At 64.8% G+C, this 23,831-nt stretch carries 21 protein-coding genes and 1 pseudogene; 10 read left to right on the top strand and 12 right to left on the bottom strand.

The features are described from left to right. Window positions 1-62 precede the first annotated feature (62 nt). Genes ACZIRK_RS03620 through ACZIRK_RS03605 form a run of 4 tightly spaced genes read right to left on the bottom strand, consistent with a single transcriptional unit; the run spans window position 63 to window position 3,112 of the window. Entirely contained in the window at window positions 63-857 is a 795-nt protein-coding gene (locus tag ACZIRK_RS03620; protein WP_130227917.1) for a heme ABC transporter ATP-binding protein, read from the bottom strand. Beyond that, on the bottom strand, window positions 854-1,951 hold the full coding sequence (locus ACZIRK_RS03615; RefSeq protein ID WP_463326966.1) for a FecCD family ABC transporter permease: 1,098 nt from the start codon (window positions 1,949-1,951) through the stop codon (window positions 854-856). Before ACZIRK_RS03615 ends, ACZIRK_RS03620 begins: the two co-directional genes overlap by 4 nt. Next, complete coding sequence (locus tag ACZIRK_RS03610; protein ID WP_130227410.1) at window positions 1,948-2,898, bottom strand: heme/hemin ABC transporter substrate-binding protein; 951 nt, start codon at window positions 2,896-2,898, stop codon at window positions 1,948-1,950. Before ACZIRK_RS03610 ends, ACZIRK_RS03615 begins: the two co-directional genes overlap by 4 nt. Before the next feature lie 7 nt (window positions 2,899-2,905). Continuing rightward, window positions 2,906-3,112, bottom strand: a complete 207-nt coding sequence (locus ACZIRK_RS03605) for a hemin uptake protein HemP (protein ID WP_028163842.1) — start codon at window positions 3,110-3,112, stop codon at window positions 2,906-2,908. Window positions 3,113-3,374: 262 nt separating this feature from the next. On the opposite strand from ACZIRK_RS03605, the gene ACZIRK_RS03600 reads away from it, so the two are divergent. The 6 genes and pseudogenes from ACZIRK_RS03600 to ACZIRK_RS03575 all read left to right on the top strand — a co-directional run bounded on the left by ACZIRK_RS03600 (window position 3,375) and on the right by ACZIRK_RS03575 (window position 9,005). Next, window positions 3,375-5,768 (top strand): TonB-dependent hemoglobin/transferrin/lactoferrin family receptor, encoded by a 2,394-nt coding sequence (locus ACZIRK_RS03600; RefSeq protein WP_130227409.1) that lies wholly within the window; start codon window positions 3,375-3,377, stop codon window positions 5,766-5,768. Window positions 5,769-5,936: 168 nt separating this feature from the next. Next, window positions 5,937-6,272 carry a heme-degrading protein HmuQ gene (hmuQ, locus tag ACZIRK_RS03595; protein WP_130227408.1) on the top strand — a complete coding sequence of 112 codons (336 nt, stop codon included), beginning with the start codon at window positions 5,937-5,939 and terminating at the stop codon, window positions 6,270-6,272. A gap of 10 nt (window positions 6,273-6,282) precedes the next feature. Next, window positions 6,283-6,780 (top strand): annotated as a pseudogene (hutX, locus tag ACZIRK_RS03590) (heme utilization cystosolic carrier protein HutX); the annotation flags it as partial. Between the two features lie 183 nt (window positions 6,781-6,963). After that, window positions 6,964-7,719: a tonB-system energizer ExbB gene (gene exbB / locus ACZIRK_RS03585; protein ID WP_130227414.1), complete on the top strand. Its 756-nt coding sequence runs from the start codon at window positions 6,964-6,966 to the stop codon at window positions 7,717-7,719. A gap of 3 nt (window positions 7,720-7,722) precedes the next feature. After that, window positions 7,723-8,169, top strand: coding sequence for a TonB system transport protein ExbD (gene exbD / locus ACZIRK_RS03580; protein WP_028163837.1), 447 nt, complete (start codon window positions 7,723-7,725; stop codon window positions 8,167-8,169). Continuing rightward, the gene (locus tag ACZIRK_RS03575; protein WP_130227406.1) at window positions 8,169-9,005 is read left to right on the top strand and encodes an energy transducer TonB; all 837 of its coding nucleotides are present in this window, start codon (window positions 8,169-8,171) and stop codon (window positions 9,003-9,005) included. Before exbD ends, ACZIRK_RS03575 begins: the two co-directional genes overlap by 1 nt. Before the next feature lie 3 nt (window positions 9,006-9,008). On the opposite strand, the gene ACZIRK_RS03570 is transcribed toward ACZIRK_RS03575, so the two are convergent. The 4 genes from ACZIRK_RS03570 to ACZIRK_RS03555 all read right to left on the bottom strand — a co-directional run bounded on the left by ACZIRK_RS03570 (window position 9,009) and on the right by ACZIRK_RS03555 (window position 13,568). After that, the gene (locus tag ACZIRK_RS03570) at window positions 9,009-9,905 is read right to left on the bottom strand and encodes a carbohydrate ABC transporter permease (protein WP_130227405.1); all 897 of its coding nucleotides are present in this window, start codon (window positions 9,903-9,905) and stop codon (window positions 9,009-9,011) included. Further along, window positions 9,898-10,854 (bottom strand): carbohydrate ABC transporter permease, encoded by a 957-nt coding sequence (locus ACZIRK_RS03565; protein WP_130227404.1) that lies wholly within the window; start codon window positions 10,852-10,854, stop codon window positions 9,898-9,900. Before ACZIRK_RS03565 ends, ACZIRK_RS03570 begins: the two co-directional genes overlap by 8 nt. Window positions 10,855-10,984: 130 nt before the next feature. Beyond that, on the bottom strand, window positions 10,985-12,325 hold the full coding sequence (locus ACZIRK_RS03560) for an ABC transporter substrate-binding protein (protein ID WP_130227403.1): 1,341 nt from the start codon (window positions 12,323-12,325) through the stop codon (window positions 10,985-10,987). 199 nt (window positions 12,326-12,524) lie between these two features. Next, the gene (locus ACZIRK_RS03555; protein WP_130227402.1) at window positions 12,525-13,568 is read right to left on the bottom strand and encodes a C-terminal binding protein; all 1,044 of its coding nucleotides are present in this window, start codon (window positions 13,566-13,568) and stop codon (window positions 12,525-12,527) included. A gap of 239 nt (window positions 13,569-13,807) precedes the next feature. On the opposite strand from ACZIRK_RS03555, the gene ACZIRK_RS03550 reads away from it, so the two are divergent. Further along, a complete protein-coding gene (locus tag ACZIRK_RS03550; protein WP_130227401.1) occupies window positions 13,808-15,493 on the top strand; it encodes a methyl-accepting chemotaxis protein in 1,686 nt (561 codons plus the stop codon). A gap of 122 nt (window positions 15,494-15,615) precedes the next feature. Here the strand turns inward: ACZIRK_RS03550 and ACZIRK_RS03545 are convergent, their stop codons facing one another. Together ACZIRK_RS03545 and ACZIRK_RS03540 are read right to left on the bottom strand one after the other, a co-directional pair. After that, window positions 15,616-16,599 carry a Bug family tripartite tricarboxylate transporter substrate binding protein gene (locus ACZIRK_RS03545; RefSeq protein WP_130227400.1) on the bottom strand — a complete coding sequence of 328 codons (984 nt, stop codon included), beginning with the start codon at window positions 16,597-16,599 and terminating at the stop codon, window positions 15,616-15,618. Window positions 16,600-16,690: 91 nt separating this feature from the next. Continuing rightward, window positions 16,691-17,641, bottom strand: coding sequence for a DMT family transporter (locus ACZIRK_RS03540; protein ID WP_130227399.1), 951 nt, complete (start codon window positions 17,639-17,641; stop codon window positions 16,691-16,693). 137 nt (window positions 17,642-17,778) lie between these two features. On the opposite strand from ACZIRK_RS03540, the gene ACZIRK_RS03535 reads away from it, so the two are divergent. Further along, window positions 17,779-18,180: a DUF1330 domain-containing protein gene (locus tag ACZIRK_RS03535; RefSeq protein ID WP_130227398.1), complete on the top strand. Its 402-nt coding sequence runs from the start codon at window positions 17,779-17,781 to the stop codon at window positions 18,178-18,180. A gap of 177 nt (window positions 18,181-18,357) precedes the next feature. Here the strand turns inward: ACZIRK_RS03535 and ACZIRK_RS03530 are convergent, their stop codons facing one another. Beyond that, complete coding sequence (locus tag ACZIRK_RS03530) at window positions 18,358-19,512, bottom strand: alpha-hydroxy acid oxidase (RefSeq protein ID WP_463326988.1); 1,155 nt, start codon at window positions 19,510-19,512, stop codon at window positions 18,358-18,360. A 99-nt stretch (window positions 19,513-19,611) separates the two neighbouring features. Beyond that, window positions 19,612-20,421 (bottom strand): MlaD family protein, encoded by an 810-nt coding sequence (locus ACZIRK_RS03525; protein ID WP_130227397.1) that lies wholly within the window; start codon window positions 20,419-20,421, stop codon window positions 19,612-19,614. Between the two features lie 190 nt (window positions 20,422-20,611). On the opposite strand from ACZIRK_RS03525, the gene ACZIRK_RS03520 reads away from it, so the two are divergent. Together ACZIRK_RS03520 and ACZIRK_RS03515 are read left to right on the top strand one after the other, a co-directional pair. Then, complete coding sequence (locus ACZIRK_RS03520) at window positions 20,612-22,276, top strand: GMC family oxidoreductase (RefSeq protein ID WP_165435325.1); 1,665 nt, start codon at window positions 20,612-20,614, stop codon at window positions 22,274-22,276. Window positions 22,277-22,428: 152 nt separating this feature from the next. Further along, window positions 22,429-23,790, top strand: a complete 1,362-nt coding sequence (locus ACZIRK_RS03515; protein WP_130227395.1) for an FAD-dependent monooxygenase — start codon at window positions 22,429-22,431, stop codon at window positions 23,788-23,790. The last annotated feature ends 41 nt before the right edge of the window (window positions 23,791-23,831 follow it).

Genomic DNA, 23,831 nt, shown 5'->3' with positions numbered 1-23,831 from the left:
CGAACCGGTGTCCACTTCGCTCGAAAACGCTCTAACGATTGCCGCTGGATATGCCTGCGGCGTTACGTCACCGGTCGCATCGTTTGCGGCAGCAGGAAGGGGATGCCGCTCTCAGTATGGTCGATCGTGGCGTCGATCTCGAAGATGGTGCGGATCGTCTCCGCGGTCATCGCCTCGCTGCGGCCGCCGTCGACCGCAAGCCGGCCGCGATGCAGGAGAACGAGACGGTCGGCAAAGCGCATCGCGAGGTTGAGGTCGTGCAGGATCGCGATCACAGCGGTGCCGTTCTGCGCGCGGCGGCGGGCGGTCTCGACCAGGTCGATCTGGTGCCTGAGATCGAGGCTCGAGGTCGGCTCGTCCAGCAGCAACAGGCCCGCACCGTTCTGTGCTTCGCCGCAGGCGAGCTGCACCAGCACGCGGGCGAAATGCGCGCGCTGCTGCTCGCCGCCCGACAGCGTCGGCAATTGGCGATGGCGGAAGCCGCTCAGCCCGACCTCATCCAGTGCGGACTCGACCAGCGGCGCGGCCGTCGCGCGCGAATTGTCGCCCGCGCCCATGTAGACGATTTCCTCTACCGTGAACGGGAAGGTGACGTTGACATGCTGCGACAGCATGGCGCGATGCCGCGCCAATTCGCGCGGCGGATAGGCGCGGAGCGCGCGCTGCTTCAATTCGACCGTGCCGCGGGTCGGCGTGATGTCGCCGGACAGCATGCGCAGCAGCGTCGACTTGCCGGCGCCGTTCGGCCCCACGATCGCGATCATCTCGCCCGGATTGACACGCAGATCGACGGCATCGACCAGCGTGGCGCCACTGACCACGACCGAGACCGCCTTCGCCTGCAGCATCGGTGTCATAGCGAAACCAAGCTGCGCTGCCGCAGCAGGATGGCGAGGAAGAACGGCGCGCCGACTGCCGCCGTCAGGACGCCGATCGGCATTTCCGCCGGCGCCACGATAGTGCGGGCCATCGTGTCGGCGCCGACCAAAAGCACGGCGCCCAGCAGCACCGAGGCCGGCAGCAGCAGCCGGTGCGCCGGTCCGATCGCGAGCCGGAGCAGATGCGGCACCACGATGCCGACAAAGCCGACGACGCCGCACACGGAGACCGCGACCCCCGTCATGGCTGAAACCAGGATGATGGAAATCCGTTTCAATCGCTCGACGTCGACGCCGCTGTGAAAAGCCTCGGCCTCGCCGAGCACGAGCACATCGAGCCCGCGCGCGATCGACAGGCACGCGAGCAGCGCAACAGTGAGCACCGGCGCCAGTGTCGCGATCTTACCCCAGGTCGCGCCGCTCATCGAGCCCAGCATCCAGAAGGTGATGTCGCGGAGCTGGCGGTCGTCGGCGACGAAGACCAGAAGCCCGATGCCCGCATTGGCGATCGCGGCGATCGCAATTCCCGCCAGCAGGAAGATCGCGATCGACGTCCGACCGGCGCGGCTTGCGATGCTGTAGAGGAGGATGGTCATCACCAGCGAGCCGACGAACGCCGACAGCGGCAGCAATTGGTGCTGCATAAAGCGAACGCTCTCGCCGATGTGGCTGTCTGTGAAGACGATCGCGGCGGCCGCAGCAAAGGCACCGCCGCTGGAGACGCCGACAAGCGCGGGATCGGCGAGGGGATTGCGGAACAACCCCTGCATGATCGCGCCGGATGCCGCCAGGAGGCTGCCAACCATCGCGGCGGCGACGATCCGCGGAATCCGGATCGACCACAGCACGAGCTGGTCGCGCGCAACCAGCGGATTGGCCGCTCCGTCGCCCCACAGGCCGAGCGCGGCGGGAAGGCGGGCGAGGGGGATTCCGGCGGCACCCAGGGTCACCGCAATGAGCGCAGTGCCGACGAGCGCGGCGCAAAGGCAAAGCAGCGTCAGCGTTGCCGGCGGCCGCGAGCGCTTGGTACGAGGATCGGCAGTATTGCCACGCGCGTCCGCCAAGGCGCTCATCGCCGGCAATTCGCCGCGAGCGCCGCGGGCACGAACTTCTCTGCCTGAGGCGCCAGCGCCGGGTATAGCTTCGTGGAAAGGTCGCGCGCTGCAGCCGCCGTGCGCGGTCCGAAGCCAAGCAGATAGAGTCCTTCCATCGAGATGAAGCTCTTGTTCGCCGCGACCGGCGTCAGCGCGAAGGCCGGATGCGCATAGATCGCCTCGGCTTCCAGCGAATCCTTGCCGCGCTGGATCGACAGCACGACGTCGGGCTTGGCGGCGACGATCGCCTCGTCGCTGACGATCTTGTAGCCGTCATAGCCCTCGACCGCATTGACGCCGCCGGCGAGCTGGATGATCTCGTTCGCCGCCGTTTTCCGGCCTGCCGCCATGGCGCGGCCGTTGAGCAGCGACATCACGAACATCACCCGCACCGGCTTTGTGACCTTGGCGCGCAGCTCGCGCAATTGCGCGAGATCATGCGCGACGGCGGTGGTCAGGCATTCGGCGCGCGGATCGGCATCCATGGCGTGGCCGACCAGTTTGATCTTGTCGAGCAATCCCTGCTCGGAGAAGGTTTCGGGCACTAGCACCAGCGGCACCTTGGCCGCTTCCAGCACGTCCATGGTTTCCTTCGGTCCCGAACCCTGCACCGCCAGCACCAGCGACGGGTTGAGCCCGAGCACGCCCTCGGGCGAGAGCTGGCGCATATAGCCGACATTGGGTTTGTCGCGCAGCGCGGCGGCCGGATAGAGGCTGGTCGCATCGACGCCGGCGACACGGTCTTCGAAGCCGAGCGCATAAAGGATTTCGGTGATCGCCCCGCCGATCGAGACGATTCGCGAGGGGTTGTCGATGATGACGTCGCGGTCGCGCGCATCATGCACGGTGGTGTTTGCGGCCGGTGCCGCCTCAACGGGCAAGAGGCTGGCGATCAGCAGGATTGCGAGCGTGCGACAAATTGCCATTGAGGGATCACTTGGTCAGGATCAGCTTGTTCTGCGACGTCAGACGCAACCGGTAAATCTCGTTGCCATGCGCGATCATGATCTCCCGTTCGGTCTGAAACAGCTCGCGGCTGTCGATCCGGTTGCCGGTCATCGAGAGGTTTCTCACGGCAGGTGAGGCATTTGCTGCGCGCCCCCCGGCGCCTTCGGTATTGTCTCCGGAAGTTGCCGCCATATCCTCTTTGCTGCGCCCCGAACGTTCTCTGGATGGCTGTTTGTACAGGTCGCCCGCACCGCAATCCAATCGCTGCAGTTTACAATCGATATAAACTGCGCCGTGCCGTTGTTGACCACTTTGTTACCGCGACGTAACGAATGTGAACGTAGCGCGGGCGTGTGACCCGCACTGTGTATTTTGGTAGCCAGCAAGCCGCCCGCATCATTTCGCGAGCGCACGCCAGCCAGACCCAAAAAGCAGATCTTTGGATTGGGGCAATATGGCTGACGGGGCTAGGATTTCGCGCGCCCTCATTTTGGGCGCATCAGTGGTTACAATCGGATTGCTGCTTCTCGAGTCCGGGTTCGCCCAGGCCGCGGACGCGCACCCGACTGGTCGCGCGACGGAGCGCGCCAAGCCGGCAAAGCGCAAGCCGGCAAAGCCGAAAGTCGAGCAGCAGGCGGCCGCGCCCGTAATGAATGCGCGCGCGCAGATCGGTGCCGTGACGGTGCAATCGCTCGACACCATCACCGTTGCCGCATCGAAGATCGAGGAGCGCGCAATCGACGCGCTAGCGCCCGTCAGCGTCGTTACGCTCGAGCAGATCCAGGGCCGCCAGCCCAGCACGATCGGCGATCTCCTCTATAATCTGCCCGGCGTCTGGGTGCAGGATCGCGGCGACGAGCCGTCGACGTCGATCAACATCCGCGGCCTGCAGGACTTTGGTCGCGTTGCGGTGGTGGTCGATGGCGCCCGGCAGAACTACCAGCGCACCGGCCACTTCGCGAACGGCTCCTTCTTCCTCAATCCGGAATTGATCAGCAGCATCGACATCGTGCGCGGTCCGACGGCGAACATCTACGGCTCCGGCGCGATCGGCGGCGTGGCCTCGTTCCGCACCAAGGACATCGAGGATGTGGTGCGCCCCGGCGAGCGCTGGGGCGTCGACTACAAGAATGTGTTCGGCAGCAATGAGGGGCGCTGGCTCACCTCGGTTTTCGGCGGCGTTCGTGTCAATCCCAATGTCGACGTGTTCGCCGGCGGCACCTACAGCACGCAGGAGAACTACAAGGACGGCACCGGGTTCGAAGTCGCCAATACCGGCAACCGGCTCTCCAGCGGCATTGCCAAGCTGACGGTGCGCCCGGCCGACGGACACGAAGTCAAGCTCGGCACCATCTTCCAGGAAGACATCTACAGCGTCGGGCAGCCGGCGCGGCGCGCGGGCGATCCCAACTCGACCAATGCGAACGGCACCAACAATCTCTCCGGCACGTCGATCTACGCCAGCAACGTGAAGAACTACACGACGACGCTCGGCTGGACCTATTCGCAGCCTGACGACCGGTTGTTTGACTGGGATGCGAAGGTTTACTGGAATCGCACCGAGAACGACCAGATCAAGACCGGGCACACCAGCACTACACCGTCGGCCTTCTGCGGCGGCGTGCCCGGCAACGCGGTCTCCGGCTGTATCGGCAGCAATCGCGGCTACCTCCTGGATACGTACGGCGTCGACATCCACAACACCTCACGTTTCGATTTGTTGGACTGGCACAATGCCATCACCTACGGTCTCGACGCATTCCAGGACGAGGTGAGCACGAACGACAGGAGCGGCACGTCCGAGGTGACGACGCCAGGTGGCCGGCGCACGGTGTCGGGCGGCTTCGTGCAGTGGAAGGCCAATTACCAGAACCTGGTCGAAACCATCTCGGCGCTGCGTTACGACAATTACCAGTTGGAATCGGGGACGACGTCCACCAGCGGCGACCGCCTGTCGCCGAAGATCACGGTCGGACTGATGCCTGCCGCGATGCTGACGCCCTATGTCAGCTATGCCGAAGGCTACCGCGCGCCGTCGATCACCGAGACGCTCGTCAACGGCCCGCATTCCGGCGCCACCATCAACGACTCGTTCTTCCGCTGTCCGTCGGGCACGCCGGGACCCGGCGCCGACTCGACATTCTGCTTCGTCCCCAACCCGAACCTGAAGCCCGAGATCGGCAAGAACAAGGAAATCGGCTTCAACCTGAAGAAGAACGACCTGTTCGTGCCCGGCGACAGCATCCGCGGCAAGTTCAACTTCTTCCGCAACGACATCGAGAACTACATCGATCTGGTGTCGTACGGACCTCCGCTCGTGGTTCCGACCGGTCCGCCGCCCGCACCGCGCATCACCGTATTGCCCTTCGTGCAGTACCAGAACATCGCCGAGGCCCGAATCGAGGGTTTCGAAGCCGAGACGATGTATGATGCCAGAACCTGGTTCGTCGGCATTGCCGGGAGCTACATGCAGGGCAAGAACCTCCAGACCGGCCTCGGGCTCTACAGCATTCCGCCGCAGAAGATCACGACGACGGCCGGCGTGCGCCTGCTCGACAACACGCTGGTGATCTCCGCGATGTGGACGTCGGCGCTGGCCAACAACAATATCCCGCCGACCTTCACGCCGGCGACGTCCTACGATCTCGTGAACCTCTACGTGGCCTATACGCCGACGCGCGATCTGGTGCTCAACTTCTCGGTCGAGAACCTCCTGGATCAATACTACCGTCCCTACGCCATTCCGGTCGGCTCCACCGGCGACACCCAGAACGACGTCAAATGGGCCAGCGCGGGGCCGGGGATCGTCTTCAAGGGCGGCCTCAGATATCACTTTGGAGGGACCTGATCGAGGAACCGGGAGCACTTTCATCCGTGCCGCGGCCGCGCTGACGCTCCAGCGCGGCCCGGCGCGTTCTTGTTTTCAACCAACTTAACCGGCAGGCTGGGCAAGCGGCGCAGCGCCGAAAACCCGACAAGCGGCCAACGCCGCGAACGTAGGAAGGAGAATTCGACAATGTTTATCGCCATGAACCGGTTTCAGGTGAAGAAGGGTTCGGAGCAGGCGTTCGAGACCGTTTGGGCCACCCGGGAGTCCTATCTCGGCAACCTGCCGGGCTTCGTCGAATTCCATCTGCTCAAGGGGCCGGAGGCCGAGGACCACACGCTCTATTCGTCACACACCACCTGGGTCGACAAGGCGGCGTTCGAGGCCTGGACGCGCTCGGAAGAATTCCGCCGCGCGCATGCCCGTGCCGATAACAAGACCGGCGAGAGCCTTTATCTCGGTCATCCCAAGTTCGAAGGCTTTGAGGTGATCCAGAGCGAACGCAAGGCGAGCGCCGCGGCGTAAGGAGACCGTTATGTCGAGTACGGAGCTCGCCGATCTCAGGGCCTACATGGCCGACAATCCCGGCGCCGTGATCGAGGACGTCGCGCGCGAGCGAAAGATTTCGCCGCGCGCGGTGATCGAGGCGTTGCCGGGCGAGATGGCGCGGATTGGTGCGGGCGGCGAATTCGCCGCCGCCATGCAGGACATCGCCGGTTGGGGCGAGGTGACGCTGATCGTCCACACCGACGATGCGATTTTCGAGTTCACCGGCGCGATACCAGCGGGCGAGATCGGCCGCGGCTATTTCAACCTGATGCAGCCGAAGGGCCTGCACGGCCATCTCCGCTACGAGCGTTGCGCGGCGATCGCCTTTGTCGAGCGCCCCTTCATGGGCAAGTCGTCAGCCTTCATCGCCTTCATCAATGTCGACGGCGGCATCATGTTCAAGGTGTTCGTCGGTCGCGACGAGACCCGCGCGCTGCGCGGCGACCAGCTCCAGCGCTTCCGTGCACTCGCGGACCGGATCGCGCCCAGCGCGTTTTCGAGCGAAGTGGACACCGGTTCGCGTGAAGAAAACGCGTCAAAACAAGAATCTAGAGCTTCGGTTCTGATTCAATCAGAACCGAAGCTCTAGGAGCGCGGCCTGAGGAAGCAAGGTCGGGAGGCGATCATGCAAGCATGGTTCGATGGATTTTGCCGGCGCCTGATCGTCATGGCGCTGATCGCTTCCAACGCAATGCTGTGGCCGGCCGCCGGCTTCGCCGCCGACGACAATGCGCTATTGCCGCGCAACCTCTCGCCCTGGGGCATGTTCCAGAGCGCCGACATCGTGGTGAAGGCGGTCATGATCGGGCTCGCTTTCGCCTCGCTGGCGACGTGGACGATCTGGCTGGCAAAGACCATCGAGATCCGGCGCAAGACGGCGCTGGCGAAACAGCGGCTGCGGCTGCTCGAGAAGGATACGGTGCTGGCCGAGGCGGAGCAGGCGAGCCGCGGCGACGACGACGCGGTGGCGCAGATCATCCAGTCCGCGGCGCGCGAGGCGAGCCTCTCCGGCGGCGTGTTCGATGACGGCTTCAAGGAGCGCACCGCGCTCAGGTTGGAGCGAGTCGAGGCCGCGATGGCGCGGCAGATCGCGCGCGGCACCGGTGTGCTCGCGACCATCGGCGCCACTGCGCCCTTTGTCGGCCTGTTCGGCACGGTGTGGGGCATCATGAATTCCTTCATCGGCATCTCCGAGGCGCATACGACCAACCTCGCCGTAGTCGCGCCCGGCATTGCCGAAGCGTTGCTTGCGACCGCGCTGGGGCTGGTCGCGGCGATCCCTGCGGTTGTGATCTACAATCACCTGACACGGTCGATCGCGGCACATCGCGCGCTGCTTGGAGACGCCTGCGCGATGGTGCTGCTCCTGGTCAGCCGCGAGGGCGATCGCGGCCTGTTTCGCCTCGCCCGCGCCGCGGAGTGAATGATGGGCGTCAGGCTCGGGGCGGGCAGTGCAGGGGGCGGACGGTTTCGCGCCGAGGATGATCTCGTCGAGGCGCATGAGATCAACGTCACTCCCTTCATCGATGTCATGCTGGTGCTGCTCATCATCTTCATGGTTGCGGCACCGCTCGCCACGGTCGATCTCGGCGTCGATCTGCCCGCGAGCACCGCCGAGCCGCAGCCGCGTCCCGACAAGCCGGTGTTTGTCACGGTGAAGCCCGACCTCTCGGTCGCTGTCGGCGAGGACATCGTCGCGCGTGACGCGCTTGCCACGACGCTGGACGGCGCCACCAAGGGCCGCAAGGACGAGCGCATCTTCGTGCGCGCCGACAAGGCGGTGAGCTATGGCGAATTGATGGAGGTGATGAACCTGCTGCGCAACGCGGGCTATCTCAAGATCGCGCTGGTCGGCCTCGACGGCCGAAGCTGATCGCCATGAACGCGTTTGCGCTGCATGACGTTACCGATCAGGCCGCGTTGCGGCGCTGGGGCATCTCGGCGCTCGTGATCCTCGCCACGCATGCAGCGCTAATCGCGGCCGGTATGAAATGGTATCGCGAGCAGCCGCTGCCCGGTGTCTCCCTGCCTGCGATCATGGTCGACATGGCGCCGGCGACCTCAGCGCCGCAATCGACGCCGCTGGATCTCGCGCCGGGCCCCGAGATGCAGGCCGCTGACGCTTCGCCGCCCGAGCCGGTGCCGCAGCAGGCGGTGGAAGAGCTGATCCCGCCGACCCCGCCGCAGGAGAAGCCCAAGGTCGTGGCGCCACCGGAGCAAAAGCTGCAGCCGGCACCACCGGCGCCCGAACCGGCAAAGCCCGTTCCCGACCGCAAGCCCACGCCGGCCAAGCCGAAAGTGGTTCGCCCCGACGCCAAGAAGCCGACGGAGGCACGGCCGGCGCCGCGCACCACCGCGTCACCACGCGTCGAGCGCCAGGGACCGACCATGTCCGCCGTCAGCAGCGGTGCATCTGCTGCCGCGGTTGCCTCCTACAATCAGATCGTCCGCGCCCATCTCTTGCGCTTCAAGCAATATCCGCCGGGCGCCAAGTCCGCCGGACAGCAGGGCATCGCCAGCGTGGTTTTCACGCTCAGTCGCGGCGGACAGGTGACGTCGAGCCGGCTCGGCCGTTCCTCGGGCAATCCCGCGCTGGATGCGGAGGTGGTGGCCATGGTTCGCCGCGCCCAGCCATTTCCGCCGTTTCCATCAGACATGAAGCACCCCGCCATGGGCTTCAACGTCCCGATCTCGTTCTCGCTGCGATAACCGCTACTCCTTCACCGCGCCGGTGAGCGAGGACACGTAGTAGTCCACGAACAGCGAGTAGAAGATCGCAACCGGCAACGAGCCGAGCAGCGAGCCTGCCATTAGCGCGCCCCATTGATAGACGTCGCCGGAGACGAGCTCGGTCAGGATCGCGACCGGCACAGTCTTGTTGGCGCTGCTCTGGATGAAGGCGAGCGCGTAGATGAACTCATTCCATGACAGCGTGAAGGAGAAGATGCCGGCCGAGATCAGGCCGGGCACGGCGAGCGGCAGCGTGATCCGCCGCAGGATCTGCAACCTTGTCGCGCCGTCGACCAGCGCGCATTCCTCGAGCTCATAGGGGATCGACTTGAAATAGCCGATCAGGAGCCAGGTGCAGAATGGCACCAGGAAGGTCGGATAGACCAGGATCAGCGCCAAGGGGCTGTCGAACAGGCCGAACTGCACCACGACAGTTGCGAGCGGAATGAACAGGATCGACGGCGGCACCAGATAGGCGAGATAGATGCCGAGGCCCACATAAGGACTGCCGCGGAAGCGCAGCCGCTCGATCGCGTAAGCTGCAAGCGTGCTCGCGAGCAGCGACAGGAAGGTGGAGCCGATCGCCACCAGCATCGTCGTCTTCAGCCAGCGCGGATAGGCGGTGTTGAACAGGAGGTGCTGGATATGCGCCAGCGTCGGCGAGGAGATCCAGAACGGGTTGTGCTCCTTGTAGTTCAACAGCTCCGCGTTCGGTTTGAACGCGGTCACCGCCATCCAGTAGAACGGGAACAGCAGGATGATGACGAAGCAGGCCAGCGGCAGATAGATCATCACCATCCGCCGCGCGCGGGAGTCCCACGCCATGGTATCGGGAGCGGCGCTGGCGACGTTGGTTGGTTGCGCGACCGCGTCAGTCATCGCTCTCTCCCTGCTGCCATTTGCGTCGGGCGAGGCCGAAATAGCTGAACAGCGTCGCGAACACCAGGAACGGTACCATCGATACCGCGATCGCCGCGCCCTCGCCAAGCTCGCCGCCGGCAATGCCGCGCTGGAACGCCAGCGTCGCGAGCAGGTGCGTGGAATTCACCGGCCCGCCGCGGGTAATGGCGTAGACGAGCTGGAAATCGGTGAAGGTGAAGATGATCGAGAACGTCATCACGATGGCGAGGATCGGCATCATCATCGGGAAGGTGATGTAGCGGAAGCGCTGCCAGGATGAGGCGCCGTCCAGCATCGCCGCTTCGTACAGTGACGGCGAGATGGTCTGCAGGCCCGCCAGCAGCGAGATCGCCACGAACGGGATGCCGCGCCAGATATTGGCCGCGATCAGCGAGAATCGCGCCGGCCAGGCCGAGCCGAGGAAGTCGATATTGGTGGAGCGCCAGTGCAGCACGTCGACCAGCAGATAGGAGATGATCGAGAACTGCGGATCGTAGATCCACCAGAACGCCAGCGCCGACAGCACGGTCGGCACGATCCATGGCAGCAGCACGATGGCGCGCAGGATGCTCTTGAACGGGAAATGGTTGTTGAGCAGCAGCGCCAGCCAGAAGCCAAGCGCGAATTTCCCGAAGGTCGCGACCGCCGTGTAGAACACGCTGTAGAACACCGCGCCCCACCACAGGGGATCGCTGAGGAGGTACTGGAAGTTCTCCAATCCGACATAGATGCCGCGTCGCCCGATCGTGGTGTCGGTGAAGGCGAGCCAGACGCCGAGCCCAAGCGGATAGGTGAGGAACACGGCAAGCAGCCCGATCGCCGGCGCAAGGCAGACGACGATCAGGAACGGCTTGTAGTCGAGCAGGCGCGCGAACCAGTTCGGCTGGCGGAGCGCCAGGCCTCGGGGAGAGAGTGTGGTCACGGACATGAATGCGTGTCCTGTGCTGATCAAAGCCCTACGCCGTCATTGTGAGCGGAGCGAAGCAATCCATCTTACCGCTTGTGGAGGCATGGATTGCTTCGTCGCGTTGCTCCTCGCAATGACGGTGTTTGTCGATTTAGCGCCGGAAATAGCGCTTGCAGCGCCGCTCGGCTTCGGCGGCTGCAGCCTCCGGCGTTGCGGCATCGGTCGCGACAGACGCACACATCTGCACCAGCACGTAGTCGGCATTGACGGCGCCGGTCGCGGTCGAGATCGGGCCCTTGTAGCCGGCGTAGTATTGGCTTTTCATGGTGTCCTTGAAGATCTTGACCTTGGGATCGCCGGACCACACGGCAGCATCCGCGTACGCCGCGAGCGGCTGCGACCAGTACCCGCTGTTGGCGTTGAGCCACGGCTCGTACTGCTCCTTCTCCAGCATGAACTGCAGGAAGGCTTTCGCCGCATTCGGATAGGGGCTGTGCTTGAACACCATCGCGTTCAGCGTCAGCCCCGACATCGGCGTGGAGCTCGCCAGGCCCTTCGGCAGGAACTGATGCTCGGTGTCCTCGGCGATCGCAGCGGTCGCCGGATCGTTCTTCAGCGCGAAATAGAGCGAGACGCCGTTGGCCGTCAGCGCGATTTCCTGCGAGGAGTAGGCGCGATTGTTGGAGACGTCGTTCCAGGACGGGGTGCCGGCGATGAAGGTCGGATACAGCTCCTTCAGATATTTCAGCGCGGCCACCGTCTCCTTGCTGTTGATGGTGACCTTGCCCTCTTCATCGAGCAGGGATGCATTGTGCGACCACAGGATCCAGTTGGCAAAGCCGTTGCCGTCGCCGACGGCGTTGCCGAGCGCGTAGCCTGCGGGCTTGCCGGCCTTCTGCAGCTTCCGGCAGACGTCCAGCACGCCCGCATGATCCTCCGGTATCTTGTCGTAGCCGATCGATTGCAGCACCGACTTGCGGTACACCAGCGGCCCGCCGCTGGCGCCGAACGGCAATCCGATCCAGGCGTTGCCCTTGGCGCGCTTGCCGTATTTCTGGGCCAGCGTCTGCCAGCCGCCATAGCGCTTGCCGAGGTATTCGGCGACATCGGTGAGTTCGATCAGCTTGTCGGCGTAGATATGCGGCGCGTCCGAGAAGCCGATGATGATGTCGGGACCAGCGCCAGAGTTCGAGGTCACCGCGGTCTGCTGGTTGATGTCCTCCCAGCCGACGAAATCGACCTTGACCTCGACGCCCATCTTCTCGGTGAATTTGGCCGCGTTGGCGCGGAACACGTCCTCGTCAGCCTTGACGAAGCGGACCGGGCGCAGCATCCGCAGGCTTGCGCCCTTCTCGATCGGTAGCGACGGTGCCGCCACGTCGGCCGCCTTGACCAGCGATTCCGTTGATTGTGCCGAAGCGCCGGTTGCCGCCAGCGCCGCGGCCGAGAGGCCAAGCGCCAACGCGTCACGACGGGTGAGGTCGTTCCCCATAGTCTCCTCCCTGTTTTATCGTTCCCGGCGTTACTCGCCGGTGAACGTGAGCTTCAGCCCTCATGGGGCCGAAGCGATCGCCTAATATTGTTTGAGCATGATCTTTTCGAAAAACCGCTTCACACTTTTCCGGATCATGCTCTAGAGACTTTTGCCCCGCACAATTTCCGTTTCGCGGGAAACGTGCGTTCCCCGCCGGCTAGCTGTTCGGGCCGCGATCCATGCTGACAGGCTGCCAGCGCCGGAGCGAGGTGTTCTGCAGCACCGACGGATTGACGCAGCTTACCGGCCACAGCCCGGAAAGCACCAGTGACAATTCGTAGCCCACGCGCCGCTTGCGCGCTTCATCGAAACGTGCAGATGCGGAGGCGACATGGGCGGTCAGCGTGACGTTGTCCATGCGGAGCAGGGGATTGTTGTGCGACGGCGGCTCCTTCTCCAGCACGTCGAGCGCAGCATGCGCGATCCAGCCTTCCTGCAGCGCCTTGATCAGGCCGTCCTCGTCGACCGTGGCGCCGCGTCCGGTGTTGATGAAGATCGCGCTCTTCTTCATCTGCCGGAAATGCTTCTCGGTGAGCATGTGATGCACCTCGGGCCGCGCCGGCGCGTGCATCGAGACGAAGTCGGATTGCGACAGCACCTCCGACAGCGTCGCCGGCAGCACGTTGTGTTCCGACATCAGGGTCTCCTGGATGAACGGATCGTAGGCGATCATCCGCAGGCCGAAAGGCGCGGCGCGCTTCGCCACCGCGCGTGCCACGCGTCCGAACGAGATGAAGCCGAGCGTCTGTCCCATCAGGCGCGGAATTTTCAGGAGCGCCGGGCGTCCTTCGGTCCAGCGTCCTTCGCGCACCATCTTGTCCTGCTCGACCAGGCGGCGGAAGCCGGCAAGCAAGAGCATCATGGCGTGATCGGCGACTTCCTCGATGAAGGTGTCGGGAATGTTGGTGACGGGGATGCCGCGGGCCGTTGCCGCCTTGACGTCGACGCTGTCGACGCCGACGCTGCCGAGCGTGATCACCTTGCAGTTCTCGAGCGCATCGATGACCGCCTTGGTGATCGGCATGCCCTTGGCGTAGATCGCGTCGGCGGTCTTGGCGGCTGCGATGAATTCCGCCTCGTTGGCGGGAGCCTCGATGATCTCGGCGCCGATCGGATCGAGCGCTTCCTTCTCATAGTCGTAGCCGCCGCCGGCCACCGTGAAGCTTGCGCCCTTCGGCGTCACCACCCTGAACTTCGACATCTCCTGCTCCCGATTTTCTTCTTTGGTTGTTGGTCGTTCTGCCGTCATCCGGCCGCGACAAGTCGTCGCTGCCGCGCCTTCGCGGGGCGAAGCGCCCCGCCCCGTTCCAGGTTGCCTTGAGCGCGGCGTTCCCGGGCTTTTACGGAGAGGTTTCGTAACCGGACGCTAAAGGCTCTCACATTAGGGTAGGCCGAATCAATCCGCCAAACATGCAAGCGCGCCATTCCCGGAGACGCCCTGTGAAGCTGACCAACCTCAAGATCACGCCCAAACTCGGCATTTTAGTGGGGGTGACCATCCTTGGCCTCTGCGCCGCCGGCGTCCTTGCGGGCCATCTGATGCAGCGCGAAATGATGAAGGCGCGCATCGATCAGACCAAGGCGATGGTCGAGATGGCCGTGAACATGGCGGCCGGCCTCAAGAAAGAGGTCGATGCCGGGCGGATGACCAAGGAGGCGGCGCTCGCCGAGCTCGGCAAGCGCGGCAATTCCATGACCTATGACAACGGCTCCGGCTATTTGTTCGGCACCTCCTATGACGGCATCACCGTCCTTGCGCCCGATCCCAAGCAGATCGGCACCAACCGGATGGACGTGGTCACCAACGGCCGCAGGCTGTCCCGCGAATTGATGGATGGCGTGAAGGCGAAGGGCGAAATCCTCCTCACCTATGAATATGTGCGGCCCGGCGAGCAGAAGCCGATCCGCAAGATCGGCTATGCCGTCGCCGTTCCCGGCTTCGACATGTATCTCGGCACCGGAGCCTATATCGACGATATCGATGCCAAGCTGGCGCCGATCGCCTGGCTGCTCGGCCTCTCGATCCTCGGCATCGCCATCATCTCCGGCTCGATCGCCTGGCTGATCGGCCGCAGCATCACCAGGCCGCTCGGCCAGCTCGGCACAAGGATGCGGGAACTCGCCGACGGCAAGCTCGATGGCGATATTCCCGGCGTCGGCCGGGGCGACGAGGTCGGCGCCATGGCGGCGACCGTGCAGATATTCAAGGACAATGCGGTTCGCATCCGCGGCCTCGAGCAGGCGGAGGCGGAGACGCAGGCCCGCGCTACGGCCGAACGCCGTGCCGCGATGGAGAATATCGCCAACGATTTCGAACGCAGCATCACCGGCGTGGTCCGTTCGGTCGCGACCGCCGCGGCCGGCATGCAGACCACGGCGCAATCGATGACGGCGACCGCGAGCGACGCCAGCGCGCGGGCTGCGACCGTCAGCGCGGCGTCCGAAAGCGCCTCGAACAATGTCGGCACCGTGGCTGCCGCGGCCGAGGAACTGTCGAGCTCGGTGACCGAGATCTCGCGCCAGGTCGCGCGGTCCAGCGAGATCGCGAGCAAGGCGGTGGGCGATGCCGAGCGCACCAACGCCACCGTGCAGGCGCTTTCCACCGGCGCGGAAAAGATCGGCGAGGTGGTGAAGCTGATCCACTCGATCGCCGCGCAGACCAACCTGCTCGCGCTCAACGCCACCATCGAAGCCGCGCGCGCCGGCGAATCCGGCCGCGGCTTTGCGGTGGTCGCCTCCGAAGTGAAGGCGCTCGCCAACCAGACCGCGAAAGCGACCGAGGAGATCTCCGCCCAGGTCGCCGCAATGCAGGCCTCGACCACGGAGGCGGTCGCCTCGATCGGCGGCATCAGCGAGACGATCGCCCAGATGAGCGAGATCACCGCCAGCATTTCGACCTCGGTCGACCAGCAGGGCGATGCGACGCGTGAGATCGCGCGCAATATCCAGCAGGTCGCGGCAGGCTCCAGCGAGATCTCCACCCATATCGGCGGCGTCACCACGGCCGCCGCCGCCACCGGCACCGCGGCTTCCGACGTGCTGTCGAACGCCCGCGAGCTCGACACCCAGTCCGGAATGCTCCGCAACGCCGTCGATCAGTTCCTGGCCAAGGTGCGGGCGGCGTAGCGCACTCACCGTCATGCCCGGGCTTGTCCCGGGCATCCACGTCTTTGACTGCCTCCGCAAGTACGTGGATGGCCGGGACAAGCCCGGCCATGACGCAGAACATCAGGAGCGCGGCTTAAAGCTCACTGCTTCTCGATCCCGGCGTCTGTGATCAGCCGCTCCCAGAGCACGAGCTGTTCTTTCAGGAATGCGTCGAATTCCTCCGGCGTGCCCGAAAATGCTTCCATGCCGCGTTCGGCGAGCTGGCTCTTGATGTCCGGACGCTCGACGACCTTGCGGATCTCGGCGTTCAGCTTGACCACGATGTCCTTGGGCATGTTGGCCGGGCCGAGATAGCCCTGCCATGAGGTGATGTCGAAGCCCTTCACCGTGTCATCCATGGTCGGCAGCTCCGGCAACAGCGCCGAGCGCCGCTTGGTGGTGACGGCCAGCGCCTTCAGCGCCTTGGCGTTGACATGCGGCAGCCCGGTCGGGACGTCGACGAACATCATGGAGACGCGGCCGGCGATGACGTCGGTGAGCGCGGGCGGCGAGCTCTTGTAGGGGACGTGCAAGAGATCGATGCCGGCGAGGCGGGCAAAGGTCGCGCCCGACACGATCGCTGACGAACTGCCGCTGGCGTAGGAGTATTTGCCGGGCTCCTTCTTGGCGAGCGCGATCAATTCGGCCACCGAATTTGCCGGGATGTCCGGATTGATCACCAGCATGAATGGCAAGTCGCCGGTGCGCGCGATCGGCGTGAAGTCCTTGACCGGGTCGTAGCTCATGGTCTTGAGCAGGAAAGGATTGGCCGAATGCGTCGTGTTGGTCGTCACGAACAGGGTGTAGCCGTCAGGCGCGGAGCGGGCGACGTAGCTTGCCGCGATCGAGCCGTTGGCGCCCGCCTTGTTGTCGACCACCATGGTGACGCCGAGCGCAGTGCCGACCTCCTTCGAGATCAGGCGCGTCGTGGTGTCGGTGCCGCTACCGGCCGCAAACGGTAGCACCAGCGTGATGTTGCGGTTCGGGTAGCCCGGCGCCTGCGCCGTCGCCGCGCCGGATAGCAGCGCGAGCCCCACGGATGCTGCTGCCGCGATGCGCCAATGGTGTTTCAGTCCCGAGATCATATCGTGCTTTCCTCCGCTGGGTTTATGGCAGTTGGTTGCCGGGGAAACTACTCGGTCGCGGCTGAAAGCGGAAGGCGTTGCCGCGCCGCATTCACCGTTTGGCCGAGCCTCGTCGTGAGGCGATCACGACGCCGGCCAGCACCAGCGCGTAGCCGATCAGGTGAAACGGCTGCAGCGCCTCGCCGAGCAGGAAGATCGCCATCGCCGAGCCGAATACCGGCACCAAATGGAAGAACGGCGCGGCCCGGTTCGGTCCGATCAGCGCGATGCCGCGGTTGAAGAACAGATAGGCCATTGCCGACGGGAAGATCAGGACATAGGCCAGCGTTCCCAGCGTCAGCGCGTCGAACTTGAGCGTGGCGCCGGTCAGATATTCCCAGATCGAGCCGGGCACCAGCATCAAGGCGCCGCAGCCGGTGGTGAACGTGATCAGCGAGAGCTGATGCGTCACCGGGCGCCGCATCATCAGCGCGGAGTAAAGTCCGAACGACAATAGCGCGGAGGCGAGCATCACATCGCCGCGATTGAAGCTGATGGAGGCGAGCGCGCCGAGATCGCCGCGCAGAATGATGGTGAGCACACCGGCCAGCGAGAGGGTGATGCCGGCGAGCTGCGCGCCGGTCAGCCGCACGCCGAACAGCACCAGCGCCCACAGCGCAACGAACAGCGGCCCCGCCGACTGGATCAACAGCGCGTTGAGGGCCTCGGTGTATTGCAGCCCCCAATAGGAGATCGCATTGTTGAAGGCGAAGCCGGTCAATGAGAGCAGCAGCAATAGCGGCAGGCTGGCACGCAGCGCCGGCCAGTCACGCCGCAGATGCGGCCAGGCAAAGGGCAGCAGGATCAGGCTGGTGCCGAGCCAGCGCAGGCAGGACAGCGTCAGCGGCGGCACGTGATTGCCGACATAGCGCGCGATCACGATATTGCCGGCCCAGAACAGCGAGGTCAGGCTGAGCAGCAGATAGGGCTGGTTGTTGAGCCAGGCGATCGCGGAGCGGCGTACGGGAGCGGGAGCGGACGGCAAGGCGCGGAGATCGGTCATGCTGCGGGACCTTTTTGCCGGATTCTCCGCGTGCGACAAGACGCTCCGGAAGAGAGCAGCCATGCGCGCTGCCGCTGGCGCGTCATGGAGGCGACATATGCGATGCTGAACTGCACAAGGAATCATCGGAGAGACGGATGGGCGTGGACCTCTTGAACGTCGAAGGCCTCAAGGCGATGCAGCCGCAGGAGCCGGTCGTGATGATGAACCTGATGCGCTTCCGCGAGCGCTCGCTCGATGGCGACGGCTCGGGCTGGGACGCCTATCTGCGCTACAGCGCGCTCACGGTGCCGATGATCAAGGCGCGCGGCGGCACGCTGCTCTGGACCGGCAACGCCAAGGCGGTCGCGCTCGGCCGGCCAGACGGCAACCGGTGGGACTATCTGGCGCTGGTCTATTACCCCGCCGTCGCGGCCTTCATCGACATGATGACGTCGGCCGAGTACGAAACCCTCTGCGACCCTCACCGCCGCAACGCCTGCGCCGAGCACGTGATCGTCGCGACCAGCGAGGCCTACAGCAAGTTCAGGATGGGGTAGGGCCGAGCGGCGAGCTCGGATTGCCTCGCCCCGCGTACGGGGAGAGGCCGGAATTCAAGCGCAGCTTGAATTCCGGGTGAGGGGGAGCCTCCGCGAGTTCGTCTATTTCCGTGCTTGCGGAGAGAGCCCCTCACCCCAACCCTCTCCCCGTAAGAACGGGGAGAGGGAGAAGCGATCTCAAAACTTCCGCACCAGGTCCGGCGTGATCTCACTGAGACTGCGGATGCCGAGCAGCGCGAGATCGCGGTCGATTTCGTCGCGTAACAATGTGATGGCGCGTGTCACGCCCGCTTCGCCGGCGGCGACCGCGGCATACAGGAACGGTCGTCCGACCCACACGAAGTCGGCGCCCAGCGCCAGGGCCTTGATGATGTCGGTGCCGCGGCGGATGCCGCCGTCGACCATCACGGTCATGCCGTTTGCCTTCGCGGCGATCTCCGGCAGCGTGCGCAGTGCGGAGACCGTGTAGTCGAGTTGGCGGCCGCCGTGGTTGGACAGCATCACTCCGTCGACGCCGCTTACGCGCGCGATCCGCGCATCCTCCGGCGACACTAGGCCCTTGACCACCAGCTTGCCATTCCAGCGCTTGCGGATCAGCTCGACATGCTTCCAGGCGAGCTGGTCGCGCGCGCCGATATTGCGGATCAGGTTCTTTGAGAGCACCGGCGGGCCGCGCTGCGCGTCCATGTTCTCGAAATGCGGCATGCCGTGATTGAGAACCGTGCGCGCCCAGGTGTTGAGCAGCCAATCCGGATGCGTGATCGTGTCCCAGAACACCCGCGGCGTGATCGCAAGCGGCACCTGGAAGCCGTTGCGGATGTTGTTCTCGCGGTTGGGCGCCACCGGCACGTCGGCGGTGACGACGAAGGTGTCGTAGCCGGCCGCAGCCACGCGGTCGACCAGAGGCTCGATGCGTGCATCGACGCCGGCGAGATAGGCCTGGTACCACGCGGCCTCGTTCTCGCGGCGGACGTCCTCCAGCGTGATCAGCGAGGAGGCGGACAGGATCATCGGCACGTTCGTCGCGGCAGCCGCCCGCGCCAGCACGATGTCGCCGCGATAGGCGCAGAGCGCGGACGAACCCATCGGCGGAATTCCGAACGGCGCGGCGTAGGTCTTGCCGAACAAGGTCGTGGTCTGGTCGCGGCCGGAGACATCCTTGAGCACGCGCGGCACGAAGCCGTATTCCTCGAAAGCCCTGCGGTTGTCGCGCTTGGCCGCATCGGTCTCGGCGCCGCCGTCGATATAGCCGAACAGGAATTTCGGCAGCAGCCGGCGTGCGGCCGGCTCGAAATCGTCAAGCGTGAGATAGCGCCGCAGATGCCGCGGCACGGCGCTCTGGGCGCGGGTTACCGTGGGCGGCGGCGCGGGCGGGCTGATCGTCTTGTCGTGCACAGCGGGCGTTTCCGTATTTGTTATGGTCGCGCTACGTTAGCGCCCGCCGCCGGTTCCGCCAAATTTCCGGTTCGCCTGGTTCACGGACTGGCTGATATCGCCGAGCATCTTCCTCGTGTCGGCCATCAGCGCGCCGGACTTCTTGTCGAAGCTCTCGATCAGTTCGCGCAGCGAGATCACGGTCGGCAGCAATTCGCCGCCATATTTGTCGCTGCCGAGGCTCTTCAGGAATGCTTCGGTGCGGCTCATGCCGTCGTCGACGGCACTGACGCCCGCCTCGGCGGTGCTGATGACGCTGCTGATCTTCTCGCCATTGCTCGACAGCGAGGCGGTGAAGGTCTCGAACCGCCGCAGCGTGTCCTTGATCGCATCCTCATTGTCGTCGATGACCGTGTCGACATTGCGCAATACGGCACGGATCTTTTCCTGGATGCCCATCGTCCCCAGGGGATCGGCGGTCAATTCCGGAATGCCGTCGGCGCCGGTCGGCGGAAGCGGCGCCTCGTCGGTGCCGCCGGTGAAGGAGATCGCGGCAATGCCGGTCAGGCCCTGGAATTCGAGGCCGACCTGGGTGTCCTTCTTGATCGGCGCCGTTTTGTCGATCCGTGTCATCGCGATCACGCGGTGACGGTCGAGCCTGATCCACTCCACCTCGCCGATGCGCACGCCGGCGAAATTCACGCTGCCGCCGCGGCGCAGACCCGAGGCCGAACCCTCGAAGATCACCCGGAGCGGCACCTGCCGCTGGATTCCGGCATATTTGCGGTAACCGAGCCAGCCGCTCAGCGCGCCGGCGATCAACGCCAGCGCCAACGTCCCGATCATTACATTGCTGGCGCGCACCATGTTTCGACCTTCGAAATGGGCTGCAAAAATAGCGGATTTGCGGCGGCCAGTCACCGCGGCGAGCGAACAATTCGGCAAGATCGTCGTGATGTTCCGTAACCACTTTGTACCGAGAGGCAAGAAAAGCGTAAAAAGATTGGTGCAAGGAAGCGAGCTGTACAAGCCGACGGGCAGCAGGCGGGGGAGACCAATGTCCAGCATGATCTCAGGAGATCGCGGCGGCGGCGTCACGAGCCGGCAACTCAATCGCCGCGACGCCCTGGCGGCAACGGTCGGCGGCGGCCTCGCGCTGTCGAGCCTGGCTCGTTCTGCAGGCGCCGGGGCAGGGCCCGCATCCGGCGTCCGCGTATTGCATTCGCCTGAGCAGCTCGCTTCGTCCTACGACCACATCATTGTCGGTGCAGGCTCGTCCGGTTGCGCCATGGCGCATCGACTCGCTGTCGCTGGACGACGGGTGCTCCTCGTCGAGGCCGGCGGAGAAACGAAGCTGGCAGCGGTCAGGGATCCGCAGGAATGGCCCAAGCTGCAGGGCAGCGAGCTTGACTGGCGTTATTTGACGACCCCACAACCGGGGTTGGGAGGCCGCATCATCCGCTGTCCACGCGGCAGGGTCGTGGGCGGCTCCAGTACGATCAATGCTCTGGCCTATCAGCGCGGCCACCCGGCTGCCTATGACCGCTGGCCCGCCGGGTGGCGCGCGGCGGACCTTTTGCCATACTTCAAGCGCGCCGAGACTTTTTCCGGCGGTGCCAGTGCATGGCGGGGAGGCAGTGGTCCTCTCCACGTCCTGTCGCTCGCTGATGTCGGGGATCGCAATCCGGTGGCATCCGCCTTCGTCACGGCGTCACAAGACCTCGGATACCCGATGTCATCGGATATCGGAGGGGAGGTCACGACCGGCGTCGGCTGGAATCAACTCAGTATCAAGGACGGCGCTCGCCACGATGCGGCGACGGCGTATCTCGGAAGTCTCGAAGACGTGAGCGTCGATCTGCTGGTCGACACGGACGTGCTGGGCCTCGCGATCGAAGGTGGACGGTGCATCGGTGTGCGGCTCGCCGAACGCATCTTGCGGGCCGCGAGCGAGGTGCTGCGTTGTGCCGGTGCGATCGATTCGCCACGCCTTTTGATGCTGTCGGGAATCGGCCCGGCCGACCAGCTCCGATCGTTCGGCATTCCCGTTGTCGTGGACCTGCCGGATGTCGGCCGCCATCTCGAGGACCATCCATTGGTCGCGGGCGTGGCGTACGCCGCACGGCGCGAGGTGCCGCGCTCGCACTACAACCATGCCGACGCTGTCCTCTACGTGCCGGGCACCGACCCAGATGACAGCCCGGAGCACCTTGTGATGTGCCTGTCCTTGCCGTTCGTCCTGCCGAGCGTGGGCCCGCTGCCTCCACCGGCTTACGTGCTCGTTTCCTGCCTGATGCGGCCCCGCAGCCGCGGCAGCGTGAAACTCGCCTCCGGCAATCCACGGGCTCCTGCTCTGATTGATCCGAACTATCTCTCCGAGCCCGCCGACATGGACCTTCTTGTCGAGGGCGTTTCTCTCGCCCGCGAGATCGGTGCCGGTGCTGCCTTTGCCGACTGGCGCGCCCGCGAAGTCTATCCGGGGACCGAGGCAAAGACCGCCGGCGAGATACGCAAGTTCATTCTTCACGCGACAGATTCATTCCATCACCCGGTCGGCACGTGCCGCATCGGCGCCGTCGTCGACGAGGCTTTGCGCGTGAAAGGCGTGGCGGGCCTGCGCGTCATCGATGCTTCGGTGTTCCCCGGGATCCCGCAGGCGATGACCAATGCCGCCGCAATCGCAGTCGCCGAGAAGGCGAGCGATCTGGTGCTCGCGGGGTAGAGCAATCCCGGATGAACACTTTGTGCCCGGATCAGGCGGTCATCGCCTCGCGGCACTACGATCGTAACGCGCTTCTTCCGCGCTGAAATCACGCTGTAACCCGTTCGTCTCCTCATGATGCGACACCGCTGCGCGAATGAGGAGAGACTGCGATGGTAGGCAGAGCGATCGGTAAACAGGCCGTAGTGATCGGTGCGAGCATGGCTGGTTTGGCCGCAGCGCGTGCGCTGGCCGACAACTTCGAACGGGTGATCGTGCTTGAGCGCGACCGCCTGCCTGAACAGGCAGTGCCGCGAGCGGGCACGCCGCAATCCCGGCATCTGCACGTTTTGCTGCCAGGCGGCCAGCGGGCGCTGACCGATCTGTTTCCGCATTTCGAGCGGGATCTGGCAAATGCGGGCGCGGTGCCGCTTCGAATGTCACGCGACGTGCGTATGGAGATCCCGCGTCTCGGTCCACTCCCGTCGCGTGATTTCGGCTGGTTCCTCTATTGCGCATCCCGTCCGCTGATAGAGCTGATCACGCGCCGACAGGCCGAGAGGCTGACTAATCTGACGATCCGGCCGAGATGCCGGGTGCTCGAGATCGCCGCTACATCAGATGGCACCATGGTCACAGGCGTCATATGTGAAGATGCTGATGGGCGGCAGGAAACCCTCGCAGCCGATCTCGTTGTCGACGCTTCCGGACGCGCTGCGCCAACCTTGGCGCTGCTCCGTTCGACCAGGCAGCCGGTGCCTGATGAAATCGTCATTGGTGTCGATCTCCATTATACGACGACCACCTTCGCCATTCCCCAGGATGCATCCACCGATTGGGGAGGCGTCGCCACTCATCCCCACGCGCCGGAACGCAGCCGCGGCGGCTATCTGATGCCGATCGAAGGCAACCGCTGGGTCGTGACGCTCTCGGGACAGCTCGGCGAACAGCCGCCGGCTGAGCCGGACGGCTTCATGGATTATGCCAGGCGACTAGAGACGCAGACGGTCTACAACGCCATTGCGCACGCCGAGCGGCAGGGCGGATTCGAGCGCTATGCCTTCCCAGCCAGCGTATGGCGTCGTTTCGACCGGCTGAGCGCATTCCCGCGCGGCCTGCTGCCGATCGGTGATTCGATCTGCCGCTTCAATCCCGTCTATGGCCAGGGCATGAGCGCGGCAGCGCAGGAAGCTCGGCTTCTGAAGCAGCTTCTGCAGGGGCGCGCGACCAAGGCCGATCCGCTTGCCGGCCTGGCGCTGGCGTTCTTTTCCGAAAGCCTGCCGTTGGTCGAGGGTCCCTGGAACATGTCGGCGATCCCGGATCTGGTTTATCCCGAGACACGCGGCGAACGCCCGGCGGATTTCGAGAGCCGGCTCCAATATAACGGAGCCCTGCTTCGGGCCGCGATGCGCGATCCTGCCGTTCACCGGCTGCTCGCAGAGGTTCAGCAATTGCTGAAGCCGCCAAGCGCTCTCCAGGAGCCGACCGTCGAGCGGCTCGTTCAGCTTGAACTGTCCCAAATGGCTGCCGAATAGCTCAGCCCTCCGCGAGGTTGAAAAGGGCGAAGCTTCGTTGC

The sequence above is a fragment of the Bradyrhizobium sp. Leo114 genome (assembly GCF_055229415.2).
This window is presented reverse-complemented; position numbering and strand designations above follow the sequence as displayed.